The sequence below is a fragment of the Aciduliprofundum boonei T469 genome (assembly GCF_000025665.1).
Taxonomy (GTDB): domain Archaea; phylum Thermoplasmatota; class Thermoplasmata; order Thermoplasmatales; family Aciduliprofundaceae; genus Aciduliprofundum; species Aciduliprofundum boonei.
This window is the reverse complement of sequence record NC_013926.1, coordinates 1,058,135-1,070,522: the sequence shown is the minus strand read 5'-3', so window position 1 is coordinate 1,070,522 and position 12,388 is coordinate 1,058,135. Positions and strand designations below refer to the sequence as shown.

Here is a 12,388-nt window from a genome sequence, read left to right as displayed (position 1 = left end):
AGGCACTAATAAAAAAATTTTTGGAATCAGGATATGATACCCAATTTGCGCAGTTTTTCTTTCTTTGGCACTCCGTTAACCCATTCTCTAAACTCATAGTACTCTTGAAGCATCTCTTCAAATATTTTTCTATCCATAGCGTTCTTTCCCTCAAATATTTTTGGTGGTAGGGTATCGTACTTTCCATCAATTCCATTTTTCACATTGAATAATCTCTCTAAATTGTATATTCTTTCTCCAACACGAAGAATATCCTCGCTCTTGTAATGTACTCCAGTTACGGAGGATAGCAACTTTGAGTACTCAACTTCCGTCATTGCAAAGCCCGTAAATTTGCAGAGAATTAGAGAATCTATAGCAGCATTTAAATTTTGGAAAATTACAACGAGACCTGCTTTCCCCTCCGGACTCAATCTGTGTATTAATTTTGGCTTTCCAATTATTTCGGGAGCTACCATGTAGGCACGGAGATGACAGCCACCGCGATTGCTTGTGGCGTAGCTCAATGCCTGCCCGTATAGACCACGGGGGTCATAGCCAGGTAGCTCTAATCCTTTAATATCTGTGCTCTTCTCCTCCGCCTTATATTTTCTAGCGAGAATTCTTGAACCCTTAGATAATTCTTCATCCTCAGGTATCTTTTCAATTTCATCAAGCACATCCTTGCCTGTGAGCTCTCTATATAGTGCTATAGTTGCACCTGCAGTTATTGTATCCATCCCAAGATTATTGCATTTTAAATTTGCCTGCACAACCCTTTCATAATCTCCATTTTCAATATTCGGTCCAAATGCCCATATTGTCTCGTATTCGGGCAACTCTATGTTCCTATCTTTATCTCTCTTCTTGCAGTTGATGGGGCAACCCCAGCATCCATGACTCTCTACATTGTAATTTTTCAAAATGTAATCACCGGATAGATTTCCTCCCTCAAAATGCACATCATTAAAATTGTTTGTAGGCATAACATCAAGATAATTTACGATATCGTAGAGCATCGCAGTGCCAAATACGCGAAGGCCTTTGTTTACTGGAGGGGATGCTTCGAGTAGTTTCACCATATCCATCATTGCCTCTTTGTACTTCTCCACATCTGCAACCTTTGGTTTTTTTGAACCCTTAACAACGATTGCCTTTAGATTCTTCTTTCCCATTATTGCTCCTAACCCACCTCTTCCGGCAGTATGAGTGTAGTCATTCATTATACCCGCGTATAACACACCCTTCTCTCCTGCCGGTCCTATTGTGGCGACACTTCCATACCCTTTCAATCTATTCGTGGTATCTTTTACATCCAAACCCCATAGATCTTTGGCACTCTCAAATTCCACCTCATCATCATTGATCCTTATGTAAATGGGCTCTTCAGCCTTTCCTTTTACAATAAGTGCATCGTATCCAGCGTAATGCAACTCTTTCCCCCAAAAACCTCCTGAGTTAGAATCTAAAATGGTTCCTGTAAGCGGAGATTTTGATACAACACTATGCCTGCCAGACATTGGGGCTACGCCAGTTAATGGACCCACAGTGAAAACTAAGGTATTCTCATCGTCAAAGGGATGAATCGTGGGTTCAATTATGTCGTAATAGAGCTTTACTCCTAACCCCCTACCACCTATATAATCCCTCAAAATATCCTTGTCAATTTCAAATTCTTTTGCAGATTTCTCATCTAAATCAATTATCAGACCTTTTCCGCTCCATCCATACATAGTGGGTAATCTCCATACGCATTAAAAATTTAACTCAATCCCCAAAAGATTTTTATATCTTGGATGCGAAATATTTTTATATGCCTTGGTGCATGAGAGCATGGGTGTTGACATGTATGAGCTTAGCACAGCAGCATGGGTGGAGATTATTGTCCCAGTGATCGTTGGACTTTTGATAATGCTTTTATACGGTTACTGGGACAAGATAGTGCACAAGGTATACTATGTGGACGATGACATACTTGCCTACGATGAAGAAATTGTCAAGGCAGAGAAGGAGGGAGAAAAATGAGCTGGGGAATACTGGTTGGCTTTATTATATACTTGTTCATCCTGGCCTTTATCGGCTGGTGGTCAAACAAGTATACAAAGAACGAGAGCCAGTACTACATTGGAGGAAGACATGTTCATATCTTAGCAGCATCTCTGAGCGATAAAGCAAGTGATTTCTCAGGTTGGCTTATGCTGGGTTATCCAGGTAGTGCTTTCAAAGCTGGTGTTGGTGCAATTTGGGCCGCCATAGGATGTCTAGGTGGTACCCTGCTCAACTGGACAATGATGGCTGTCAGATTGAGAATATATGCAGGAAAGCTCAAGGCAATAACTATACCTGATTTCTTAGAGGCCAGAGTTAAAGACCATACAAAGCTAATACGCTTTATCTCGGGTCTTATAATTTTGGTATTCATGACCGCCTATGTGGCAGCCCAGTTTGCAGCAGGAGGTAAGACCTTTGCAGAGGCATTCAGTGTTAGTTATGAATGGGGCGCAGTTATAACATTTGTAATTCTGGTGGCCTATGTGGTCGTTGGCGGATTCTTCGCAGTGGTATGGACCGATGTCTTTCAGGCACTGCTTATGCTCACAGTGCTTATAGTTGTTCCATTCTTGATTGTAGGCGAAGTTGGGGGATTTGCTAATGCAATAAATCTTATCGGGCAGGCAGATCCCACAAAGCTATCTCCGTTTGGAGGTGCAGTTGGTTTAGCTGCGGTGGTATTTGCCATAGGTTATGCATCTTGGGTTGTAGGTTACATAGGACAGCCTCACATCCAGACCAGGTTCATGGCTGCCAAGCACCCTAAAGAACTCAGAAGACCTGGAATTTTCATAAGTATAATATGGACTATATTGGTTCTGTGGGGTGCATTCTTTGGTGGCTTCTTGGGAATTGCCCTAGTTCAAAAAGGCTCTCTAACCGTGAGCGATCCAGAGCAAATAATACCTGCATTGATTGTGCACTTCACACCACCACTAGTTGCTGGTATACTTATCTCTGGTATAATATCTGCAGTGATGAGTACCGCTGATTCACAGCTTCTTGTGGCAGCATCCGCTGTTGGTAGAGATTACATACACAAGATATTCAATTATGAACCCACTCAGAAGCAGATGGTTAATATAGGGAGACTGGTAGTTTTCATCTTAGGCCTCATAGCACTATGGTTTGCACTTAGACCCAATCCACTTGTGTACGGAATGGTTGCAACTGCCTGGGGTGGATTAGGTGTTGGCTTTGGACCGCCATTAATACTATCACTATGGTGGAAGAGGATAACAAAGGAAGGAATAATAGTTGGTATGCTCTATGGACTTATATCTGAGGTTTATATGGAGAGCACTATTGGCTGGGCATTTACTAGTGGGCCATTGAAGGGAGTTCCAATATTCTTTGTAAACTTCTTTATAACTCTGTTTGTGATAATCATAGTGAGCTTGGTAACAAAGCCACCAGAGGATGTTGTGAAGAGACATCTAAGCCTTTACAAGAAAGTAGCTGTGGAGAATACTGCAGAGAAGACCGTTGCGGAGACAAGAGCAAAGAGCCAGGTTGAGCATGTGGCAGAGCATGTGCTTCTCAATGCTCTAATTCCTTGATTTTTTCCTCTTTATTTTTGTTTTTCTTACACACCCAGTGTTGTTAAGCAGGGAATTTATTGGAAATTCTTGGCCGTTGAAACTATCCATCACAAAAGATTCAGCTCCTCTCCTGTAAACCCAAAAAATTTTATAAGCTCTCTCTTCTCTCACAATTTCAACTAAGGGATGCCACCAAGAAACTATGCGCAATGCTCCCCATTCCACAGCTTTCTTCATTGCAAAATTTTTTATCTCATCGTAATCAGTTACAACTGCCTTCATTACACTTTTTTCGTCAACATCCCATTCTTCTATGCCTATGAAACTATCTCCCCTCTCCGCACCGAATCTGTACAGATCTATGTATCCAAAATAATTGAAGATCTTATCTTTCAATCCTAACCTTTTATAATGAAGTCTTATATGAAAAATATGATATGGATAGAGCACAAAATTTGTACTTTCTTTTGGTTTGAACCTTGGTTTCATAACCTTGACCTTCATATTGGGCAAATAGTATAGGAGTTTTTAATATTTTAGGCAAAAGTTTAAAAATAATTTATGCAATATCAAATTGATGGACGATCCTAAGAAAAGAGGAATTGCACTGCTCGTTCTTAGCTCTCTGGGATTGGGGGCGTATTATCTCTTAAAAGAGGATTTTAAAGAATTAAAAACTGTACAAAAATCCGATTCGCCAGTTGTGATAGAAGAGAAAAAGGAAGATCCTTGGAGCGCGATGACTTGGGACAAGCTAGAACTTTTGCTTGGCTCAAGGTGCATCGGGAGGAACTTACCTGGGACTTATTACAAGATGAGTGAAGATGAGAAAATGAGCTGGCGTAGGGCTGTGTATAAGAGTGCAGAGACATCTTTAGACAGGGCGTTTGTGTACCTTGATTCTCAGATAATATCTCAAGTTTATTCTCTTAGAGAGCTTAAAGATGCAGTGAGCAAATATTCCAAGAACCGGATATCTTTCGAGGATCTCTATGCTCTTTACAAAAATGCTCTTCAAAATGTGTTTGGGATTAGATAAATTTTTATACAGAGACATCTCTGGCAATAGGATGATAATTGTAAGGTACGGGGAAATAGGGCTCAAAGGCAAGAATCGCAGAAAATTTGAAGAGTTGCTGGCGAAGAATATAGAGGTAAAGTTGAAGAGGTACGGTTACGCATCACACACTAAAATTTTGAGAGGAAGGATATTTGTTTATGCATCTCCGCAGGCAGTACCTCTCATTGCCAAGTGCCCTGGTGTGGTTTCTGTCTCTCCTGCAAAGGAGGTGAAGTATGAGGATATCTTCGAGTATTTGAGTAAAGAGCTGGCCATATATGAACCAGAGAGTTTTAGAGTTTATACTAAAAGAGTTGATAAGAACTATCCCAAAACATCTAAAGAGATAAATGAGGAGATTGGAGCGTTTATCGTGAGAGAGTTCGGATGGAAAGTTGATTTGGAAAAGCCCGAGCTTGTCATAGGTATTGAAATCATAGATGGGAAGTTCTATGTTTACCTTGAAACATATAAAGGCGTGGGAGGTCTACCCGTGGGCTCTGCAGGAAAATTAATAATGCTCATCTCTTCAGGCATAGATTCTCCTGTGGCTGCGTATCTTATGATGAAGAGGGGTGCGAAGATAATTGCTTTGCATATGAAACACAGCGATTCTGGTGTGGAAAAGGTAAAGAAAATATTAGAAGTTTTAGAGCAGTACTCTCCAAGGAAAATTGAGCTTGTTGTTAAGAATCATTACGAAGAGCTAAGCAAGATTTCCGATAAATTGAGAGAGATGCATAGAGAGCGGTGGACCTGCGTCTTTTGCAAATACACTATGCTCAAAATTGCAGACAGGATTGCAAATAAATATGGGGCATTGGGTATAGTTACAGGAGACTCTCTGGGGCAAGTGGCCTCACAAACTTTAGAAAATATGTACATTGAGAGTCAGGCTACAAGTTATCCTATTTACAGGCCGTTAATTGGAATGGACAAAAATGAGATTGAAGGCATAGCTAAGAATATTGGCACTTACAATGTATTTCTCGAGGGGGGAGAGGAAAAATGCCCCTTCAAGGCAAAATATGTTGTGGTGCAGGGAAATTATGAAGAATTTGAGAAAATAAGAAAAAGGCTCGGAATCTAGAGCCATGTATTCTCATACCTGTATTTTTTAGGGAGCTGGTTAATCAATGCCCCTTTATACAAACCACATCCTAGAATATCTTCATCGCTCTTTACAATCACATATCCCGGGTCAACATTAAATTCTTCCTCAATATCCTCCCCTTTTAAGAATTTTATAGTTTGCTCTTTCTCTAAATGCACAACATTCTTTGTGGCATATTTTCCAATAACTCTCAAGAAGGCTGTGGAGGGTTTGGGAGTATTGCCTAAAGATAGGGCTTTTATGCCCAATACTTCAATATCTTTGATATCGATGTACTCTCCGCTGAATGCCCATACTCTCTTGCCTCTGACCCAAAATGTATACCTCTCAACAATCTTTTCAGGAATGCCAAACCTCTCAACAAAGTACTTGCCATAATAATTATTTTTTAAGAACTGCAATGAACATACCCCCCGTATCTTCTAAATGTGGGTAGATTCTCTTGTAATATTCTCCATACTCGTACTTTTCTCCCCCCCACTCTTCCACACCTTTAAAATGCGGAATTGGAATATCAAAGTAAACTGGTTCAAGACTCAAGGTCTCAATTCCATACTTCACCACACCTTCATTTTCCCATGGATTGAAAGTGCAAGTTGAGTAAACTATGATACCACCATTATTGACATGCCTGCTCGCATTTTTGAGCATTATTTTTTGGTTTCTTGCAAGCATTTTATGCTCTCTATCTCCCACAACTCTAAATCCCCAAGGATTCTTTCTCACAGTCCCCTCTCCTGAGCAGGGTGCATCCAGAAGTATCTTATTAAATTTTATCCCGAAATTTCCCTTTTTTGCATCTTTCTTTGTTATGAGCACATTTGTAATCCCTAATCTCTCTAAATTTCCCCCCAAGGATTTTAATCTGTTAAAATTAATATCATTTGCCACTATAGTTCCTTCTCTCATAAGCTCTGCGAGCATCGTGGTTTTGCTTCCAGGTGCCGCTGCCATATCTAATATCTTCTCTCCTCTTTGTGGATTTAGTGCAAGAACGGGGGCCATTGAAGATAGGTCCTGGATATAATAATAGCCAAGAGAGTGTTCTATCGTAGCCCCAGGATGCTTTACAGGCATATCTATTATTCTGTAAGCATTCAAATTTTTGTATTTTTCAAGTTTGAATCCCTTATTCTCTAATCTCTCAATTAACTCTTCCTCCCTAATTTTTAGAGTATTAACCCGCATCCAGTATGGTTGCGGTTTATCTAAACTCTCCATAAATGCATCAAAATTCGGAATAATCTCGCTGTACTGCATAAAATACTCTATTTTCTGTTCGTCCATGCTTCTCTCACCGCCATGCTTAGAGATTTAGAATCTATACCTATGTACTCTGCCCCCTCTAAAACATAATTTATTATCTTATCAACATCTCCAATTCTAGCACCTTTCAATTTCTCTTCCAAGAGCTCTATCGAATCTTCTGGATATATGTAAAAATCTCCAGTTATTCTTATATCTTCTATCTTATCATCTCTGAACTTGGCTCTAATCCTTATGAGCTTGCCTGCTTTGAAATCCACCCTACCTTCTGTAAAGCCACTCTTTTGTTGCATACTTATGAACCTCCAGATCTTTTGCCTTATTTATAATCTCTCTGTTTAGATCTTCTTCATAGAGATCTGCATCTAGCGCTTTTTTGAACCCTTCAGCCACTATTTTCTGGAGTTCTTGAAATTCCATATCTATGCCTAGAGCACTAAGCGAAGTGACTCTATCCTTCACGCTCTTTATAATCTTATCCTTGAGCTTCTCCCTTGGGACTTTTAGAAGCGAGAACATCTCTTCTATATCTACATCTATCAAAATCGTTCCATGCTGCAGCAATCCTCCATACTTTCTCGTTTGTGCATTGCCAGAGATCTTCTTGCCATTTACTTCAATATCATTTATTCCAGAGTATTTAGCTTCTATACCCAAGTCTTTGAAAGCTTCTATGAGTCCTTTCTCTATTAACTTGTAAGAATCGAGCACCTTTCCTGGAGGTGGGGGCAGTACAATAGAATATGTAAGCTCCCATTTGTGATACACCGCTCCACCTCCTGTTATGCGGCGCACTAAATCCACGCCCATTTCCTTTGCCCTCTCTACATTTACCTCTTCTTCCAAGCTCTGAAAATATCCTATGCTTACAGCCGTAGGATTCCAGCCATAGAGACGAAGTGTAGGACCTGCATCTTTTAGATGCATTAAAAGAGATTCATCAAGAGCCATGTTCCAGAACGCCTTATGCTTTTCATCAAATATTACCCGAAGCTCCATACTCACACCTTTATTTTATCTGCAAACTCTATTATCTTATCCACGGACTCTTTGCTGAGAACATGCTCTATAACGCAAGCATCTTTATCGGCAATTTCTTCGCTTACGCCAATGTACATTAAAAGCTTCTTTATGGCCTTATGCCTTCTTTCTAGAGCTCTTGCAAGATTGAGTCCTTTCTCGGTCAGGTCTATCTTTCTGTATTTTTCATAAATAACATAACCCTCATCCGCGAGTTTTTGAAGCATCTCTGTCACACTTGAGGGCTTGACATCAAGCTCTTTTGCAAGATCTACAGTCTTTACATATCCTTTCTTGTTCTTTAGCTCATAAATTCTCTCAATGTAAGTCTCTCTAATTTCTTGCATAAATCTACAAATTTTTAACCTATTAAAACTTTTAGCAAGCGCCGGGGGGGAGATTCGAACTCCCGCTCCCAATACAGGGAACCAGCTCTCAAGGCTGGCGCCGTAGTCCACTTGGCTACCCCGGCCTGCGAGGTCATTGGTATTAAATTTAAAAAGTTTTCTCAGAGTTCTTTGTGAGAATATAATATCCAAGTCCTGCAATGAAGTAAAGAGCTCCTGCCAAGGCGAAGGGCAAGTACACCCATAGAGAGATTAATAAAACGCTAACAAATGGTGCAGCAGCTGTTGAAACTCGAAAAGCTGTGGACATTGAGCCGAAAAACATGCCTCTCTTATCCTCGGGAATTGTGTTGAACAGCATTGTTCTATGCACTGGAAACCAGAAAAGATTTCCCAAAGTTTGGACTATTATTCCTACAATAACTGGAACTATGCTCATCTGCCAGGCAGCGATAATATAAAATACATTGACAAGGGCAAAGAGTATCACACCTCCAATTAAAAGAGTTCTTTTGCTCCTCTCTCTACTCTTTAAATAATGCCCACCAATTATGGTCACTGCAGAATTTATAACTTCTAACAGCATCAATACGAAGAAGCTTTGTTTAAGAATGAACATGACAAAATAGGTTAATGTGATTGTGGGAACCATAGATTCTGCTATTATCAAGGCATCTTCAATTAAGAAGAGAGACAGGAAATTTTTGGGTATTGAAAATTTGAAGCTTTCTTTCTCTATTTTCTCTTTTCTTATATCTTCTATTGCGTAGAAAATGTAAACTATCATCAAAAAAGAGCCAGCGGAAATAAAAAGTAAAGTATTTCGGTAAGCGGAAACACTTGGATAAATGTAAGTAAGGAGAAATCCAAATATGGGAAATGCCACGATTTGAACATACTCGGGAACCATTAGATGATAGAGCATAGCTTTCTCTCTTATTTCTTCAGGATACACATAATGCTCGTATGTGGGGAATATGGGATAAAACACAGTTGCGAATTTCATGATGAATACACCCAAAACAAGAAAAATCCAAGTCCCGGGGCCAGAAACTAAGTAGAAGAAAAAGTATGCAAGCCCTTCTAGAAAATAGATTAAACTCATTGCGAGCTTTGCACTTATCTTTGTATCATACAACCTTCCTAAAATGGCAGGAAATAGGAGCTCAATAAAATTTATTGCAGTAAAAACAGCACCTACGCTTATTACCTTGTACCCTGTTAAGAGCAAGTACACTAGCACAACATAATCACCAATCATCAGTGGTGAGCCTATAGTGTGAAGGAGAATGTAGCGCTTTGCATTTTTGGGCAAATCTCCGAAATTCTTAATCTCCATTTTTACCTTATTAGCGGATTAACTTTTTATATTTAATTTTTTGTATTTAACTTTTTGTATTTCTTGTTGACAATATCGTAAATCTCCTCGGCAGTTTTCCTTCCTATGCCCTTTACCTGTATTAATTCACCTACCTCCGCGTTAATCACATCTTTAACGCTTCCAAAATGCTCTAGCAATCGCTGCGATAGCTTTGCAGAAACATTTGGTAGGGATTCTATTATGTACCTCTGCCTCTCTTCCGTGCTCATAGCCCTCTTCTCTTTTCTGAGCGATACTTCGCCCCTCTCTCCCAATTCCCTTCTCATCAAAGCTTCGATGAACTTTGCAGTCTCTCTCGCATCTTTTGTAAATATTATTGGAATTTTGTAATCGGAGATTATTGAAGCTAATGCACCATATATGGAATTTTCGTGAAATCCTCTTATAAACAGGCTCTCTCCCTCAATTATTAGTATGGGTACTTCATAATTTCTGCGCATTTCAACCATTTGCGAGAACAACCTTCCATCTTTTAGAGAATCTAAAAAATCATCAACTTTTTTCCTCTCAATAGCGATTCTATCAGATATGATGTAATCTCCCACTTCAAATTGCTTTGCCACTATTGAATAATTCTCAGATAAATACTTCACAACATTGCTCCTAAATTCGCGGGTATCAACATAGATGATGGGTTTTGGAGAATCTTCAAAATCAACGAGCCTTAATTGTCCCTTTTTCTTCTTTTCTTCCTTCATCACTTCTCTCTTCTCCACATTCTTCAGTTTATCCTTTAAAAGCATGCGAAGCCATAACAGCTCGTTTTTCATCTTCTTCTCCTTATTTCTTGAGGACCAGAGATAAGCAATGTCTCTCGTACCCTTAATCGTTAAAATTACAACCTTCCCAATTCTTGCTCTTCCAGTTCTGCCTCTCCTTTGTATACTCCTTATCTCCGAAGGCACTGGCTCATAAAATATTACCATATCTGTGGCTGGTATATCCAAGCCCTCCTCAGCCACGCTTGTGGCTACGAGAACATTGTACTCGCCTTTCTTGAATTTTTCAACTAGCTCAACCTGCTCTTTCTGCCGCAGTCCCTTATCCTCCCCCTTGCTTGCCTGACCAACAAATCTGGCTGCTCTCACACCTGGAACTTCATTAAGCGCATTTGCAACGAGCTGTGCTGTCTCCCTAAAATGCGTAAATACTATAATTCTTGAATCTTTGTTCTCTGCGAGCTCTTTTCTTATTATCACCCTTAGGGCATTTAGCTTTGGATTCTCTATATCCCCTTTCCTTTCCTCAATTTTTCTTGCTATCTTCATCATTTCTATGAACCTTTCATCTCTCACCAATGTCCTAGCTGCCTTGCTTCCACCCTTCGAGTTTCCCTCTTCAATTATGCGCAAAAGATAATTATAAGCAGCTTCAAACCCCTGCGTTTCTAAATATTCTAGAGCATAATCAATCTTTATCGCCATGGTTATAAGCATTGCAGCTTGATAAAACTCGCTCTTACCATCCTTTATTTCTTGCTGCACTATTTTTTGAGCTCTTAGCACATCTCTTCTAGTAGGCTTTTTTAATGTAGAAAACAATCCGAATTTTCTCAGTTCTGTGATTATGGAATTGTACAACTCTTTCAGCTTTCCGTACAACTCTCTTATCTCATTTGGCATGGGAAGCTCTATCCATTTAATTTTAAAGCCCTTTACATACTTTTTAACATCTTTATCCTCTTCTGTTCTTATTTCCACATTTTCAATTCCCAAATTCTCTATAATCTCCATTATCTTCTCTTCATCTCCTCCCGGAGAGGCAGTTATCCCGAGAATCAGATGATCTTCTCTGGATTTCCTGTACTTTTTCGCAATGTACACATACGCATAGTTTCCTACAGCCCTATGTGCCTCGTCAAAAATTACAAGGGAGAAATCACCTATCTTTAACTCTCCTGCAATGATGTCATTTTGGATTATTTGGGGAGTTGCAACCACAACCTTTGCAGAGCCGTATAGCTCTTTTCTCTTCTTCCTACTGACCTCTCCTGTCAAAACTATAACATCCTCTATTTTTGTCAATTTTTTTATCGTTCTTGCGTGCTGCTCCACCAATGGCTTTGTGGGAGCCAAAAATAAAATTTTCCCTCCCTTCTTCTGCAAGACCTCAACGAGAACTAGAATTGCAATTATCGTCTTACCAAGGCCCGTGGGCAAAACTACTAGCGTATTTCCTCTCAAAGCACTCTTTGCAATGCTAACTTGGTACTCCCTCTCTTCCACCGCATTCTCTCTGAGCAGGGGATGTGAAATATACACGAGTATGTATCATAAGGAAAGATTTAAATTTAATGCCACATAGTTGCAAATATGATAATTGCCGAGCTCACCATAACACCCTTGGGGGAGGGAACTAGTGTATCTAAATTTGTCAAAGAGGCGTTCAAAGCCATAAGAGCTACAGGATTGAAAATAGAACTAACTCCAATGAGCACGGTTGTTGAAGCAAGCAGCATTGATGACATATTCAGAGCGGTTAAGCTTGGAGAAGAGGCAATGCTCAAACTTGGAGCGAAGAGGATAATAATTGACATAAAGATAGACCATCGCTTGGACAAAGATGCAACTATGGAGAGCAAAAAGAGAGCGGTAATGGAAGAATAGATTTAATTACGAGATTGTGATA

14 protein-coding genes and 1 tRNA gene are annotated in these 12,388 nt (G+C 39.7%); 5 read left to right on the top strand and 10 right to left on the bottom strand.

Going from position 1 to position 12,388, the window contains the following annotated elements; all coding sequences use genetic code 11:
- Positions 1–26: 26 nt before the first annotated feature.
- The gene (locus tag ABOO_RS05640) at positions 27–1,712 is read right to left on the bottom strand and encodes an aldehyde ferredoxin oxidoreductase family protein (protein ID WP_012997341.1); all 1,686 of its coding nucleotides are present in this window, start codon (positions 1,710–1,712) and stop codon (positions 27–29) included.
- Positions 1,713–1,812: 100 nt separating this feature from the next.
- Between ABOO_RS05640 and ABOO_RS05635 the strand changes: the two genes are divergently transcribed.
- Both ABOO_RS05635 and ABOO_RS05630 read left to right on the top strand, forming a co-directional pair.
- Positions 1,813–2,004 carry a hypothetical protein gene (locus ABOO_RS05635; protein ID WP_012997340.1) on the top strand — a complete coding sequence of 64 codons (192 nt, stop codon included), beginning with the start codon at positions 1,813–1,815 and terminating at the stop codon, positions 2,002–2,004.
- The gene (locus ABOO_RS05630; protein WP_008085742.1) at positions 2,001–3,590 is read left to right on the top strand and encodes a sodium/proline symporter; all 1,590 of its coding nucleotides are present in this window, start codon (positions 2,001–2,003) and stop codon (positions 3,588–3,590) included. Before ABOO_RS05635 ends, ABOO_RS05630 begins: the two co-directional genes overlap by 4 nt.
- Here the strand turns inward: ABOO_RS05630 and ABOO_RS05625 are convergent.
- Positions 3,579–4,076, bottom strand: coding sequence for a hypothetical protein (locus ABOO_RS05625; RefSeq protein WP_012997339.1), 498 nt, complete (start codon positions 4,074–4,076; stop codon positions 3,579–3,581). The two genes, ABOO_RS05630 and ABOO_RS05625, sit on opposite strands and share 12 nt — an antisense overlap.
- A gap of 73 nt (positions 4,077–4,149) precedes the next feature.
- Here ABOO_RS05625 and ABOO_RS05620 point away from each other — a divergent pair, with 73 nt between their 5' ends.
- Both ABOO_RS05620 and thiI read left to right on the top strand, forming a co-directional pair.
- Positions 4,150–4,611 (top strand): hypothetical protein, encoded by a 462-nt coding sequence (locus ABOO_RS05620; RefSeq protein ID WP_008085730.1) that lies wholly within the window; start codon positions 4,150–4,152, stop codon positions 4,609–4,611.
- 31 nt (positions 4,612–4,642) lie between these two features.
- Complete coding sequence (gene thiI, locus ABOO_RS05615) at positions 4,643–5,722, top strand: tRNA uracil 4-sulfurtransferase ThiI (protein ID WP_048102953.1); 1,080 nt, start codon at positions 4,643–4,645, stop codon at positions 5,720–5,722.
- Here thiI and ABOO_RS05610 read toward each other — a convergent pair.
- The 8 genes from ABOO_RS05610 to ABOO_RS05575 form a co-directional block, all read right to left on the bottom strand.
- Positions 5,719–6,147, bottom strand: a complete 429-nt coding sequence (locus ABOO_RS05610) for a DUF7122 family protein (protein ID WP_012997337.1) — start codon at positions 6,145–6,147, stop codon at positions 5,719–5,721. The two genes, thiI and ABOO_RS05610, sit on opposite strands and share 4 nt — an antisense overlap.
- A complete protein-coding gene (locus ABOO_RS05605) occupies positions 6,128–7,033 on the bottom strand; it encodes an NOL1/NOP2/sun family putative RNA methylase (RefSeq protein WP_008085727.1) in 906 nt (301 codons plus the stop codon). The genes ABOO_RS05610 and ABOO_RS05605 overlap by 20 nt, the downstream gene beginning before the upstream one ends.
- Positions 7,015–7,305 (bottom strand): lipoate protein ligase C-terminal domain-containing protein, encoded by a 291-nt coding sequence (locus tag ABOO_RS05600; protein WP_012997336.1) that lies wholly within the window; start codon positions 7,303–7,305, stop codon positions 7,015–7,017. Before ABOO_RS05600 ends, ABOO_RS05605 begins: the two co-directional genes overlap by 19 nt.
- Positions 7,274–8,011: a lipoate--protein ligase family protein gene (locus tag ABOO_RS05595; protein ID WP_012997335.1), complete on the bottom strand. Its 738-nt coding sequence runs from the start codon at positions 8,009–8,011 to the stop codon at positions 7,274–7,276. The genes ABOO_RS05600 and ABOO_RS05595 overlap by 32 nt, the downstream gene beginning before the upstream one ends.
- Before the next feature lie 2 nt (positions 8,012–8,013).
- Positions 8,014–8,379 carry a metal-dependent transcriptional regulator gene (locus tag ABOO_RS05590; RefSeq protein WP_012997334.1) on the bottom strand — a complete coding sequence of 122 codons (366 nt, stop codon included), beginning with the start codon at positions 8,377–8,379 and terminating at the stop codon, positions 8,014–8,016.
- Positions 8,380–8,418: 39 nt separating this feature from the next.
- Positions 8,419–8,504: transfer RNA gene (locus ABOO_RS05585), tRNA-Ser, on the bottom strand.
- A 23-nt stretch (positions 8,505–8,527) separates the two neighbouring features.
- The gene (locus ABOO_RS05580) at positions 8,528–9,718 is read right to left on the bottom strand and encodes an MFS transporter (RefSeq protein ID WP_012997333.1); all 1,191 of its coding nucleotides are present in this window, start codon (positions 9,716–9,718) and stop codon (positions 8,528–8,530) included.
- Positions 9,719–9,750: 32 nt separating this feature from the next.
- Positions 9,751–12,021: a DEAD/DEAH box helicase gene (locus ABOO_RS05575; protein WP_012997332.1), complete on the bottom strand. Its 2,271-nt coding sequence runs from the start codon at positions 12,019–12,021 to the stop codon at positions 9,751–9,753.
- A gap of 51 nt (positions 12,022–12,072) precedes the next feature.
- Here ABOO_RS05575 and ABOO_RS05570 point away from each other — a divergent pair, with 51 nt between their 5' ends.
- Positions 12,073–12,366: an MTH1187 family thiamine-binding protein gene (locus tag ABOO_RS05570; RefSeq protein WP_008086827.1), complete on the top strand. Its 294-nt coding sequence runs from the start codon at positions 12,073–12,075 to the stop codon at positions 12,364–12,366.
- Positions 12,367–12,388 lie beyond the last annotated feature (22 nt).

What these genes read in the sequence shown, in the direction of transcription:
- ABOO_RS05605 (WP_008085727.1), bottom strand. Translation starts at nt 7,033, where the DNA reads ATGGACGAACAGAAAATAGAGTATTTTATGCAGTACAGCGAGATTATT.
- ABOO_RS05600 (WP_012997336.1), bottom strand. Translation starts at nt 7,305, where the DNA reads ATGCAACAAAAGAGTGGCTTTACAGAAGGTAGGGTGGATTTCAAAGCA.
- ABOO_RS05635 (WP_012997340.1), top strand. Translation starts at nt 1,813, where the DNA reads ATGGGTGTTGACATGTATGAGCTTAGCACAGCAGCATGGGTGGAGATT.
- ABOO_RS05570 (WP_008086827.1), top strand. Translation starts at nt 12,073, where the DNA reads ATGATAATTGCCGAGCTCACCATAACACCCTTGGGGGAGGGAACTAGT.
- thiI (WP_048102953.1), top strand. Translation starts at nt 4,643, where the DNA reads ATGATAATTGTAAGGTACGGGGAAATAGGGCTCAAAGGCAAGAATCGC.
- ABOO_RS05595 (WP_012997335.1), bottom strand. Translation starts at nt 8,011, where the DNA reads ATGGAGCTTCGGGTAATATTTGATGAAAAGCATAAGGCGTTCTGGAAC.
- ABOO_RS05590 (WP_012997334.1), bottom strand. Translation starts at nt 8,379, where the DNA reads ATGCAAGAAATTAGAGAGACTTACATTGAGAGAATTTATGAGCTAAAG.
- ABOO_RS05580 (WP_012997333.1), bottom strand. Translation starts at nt 9,718, where the DNA reads ATGGAGATTAAGAATTTCGGAGATTTGCCCAAAAATGCAAAGCGCTAC.
- ABOO_RS05620 (WP_008085730.1), top strand. Translation starts at nt 4,150, where the DNA reads ATGGACGATCCTAAGAAAAGAGGAATTGCACTGCTCGTTCTTAGCTCT.
- ABOO_RS05625 (WP_012997339.1), bottom strand. Translation starts at nt 4,076, where the DNA reads ATGAAGGTCAAGGTTATGAAACCAAGGTTCAAACCAAAAGAAAGTACA.
- ABOO_RS05630 (WP_008085742.1), top strand. Translation starts at nt 2,001, where the DNA reads ATGAGCTGGGGAATACTGGTTGGCTTTATTATATACTTGTTCATCCTG.
- ABOO_RS05640 (WP_012997341.1), bottom strand. Translation starts at nt 1,712, where the DNA reads ATGTATGGATGGAGCGGAAAAGGTCTGATAATTGATTTAGATGAGAAA.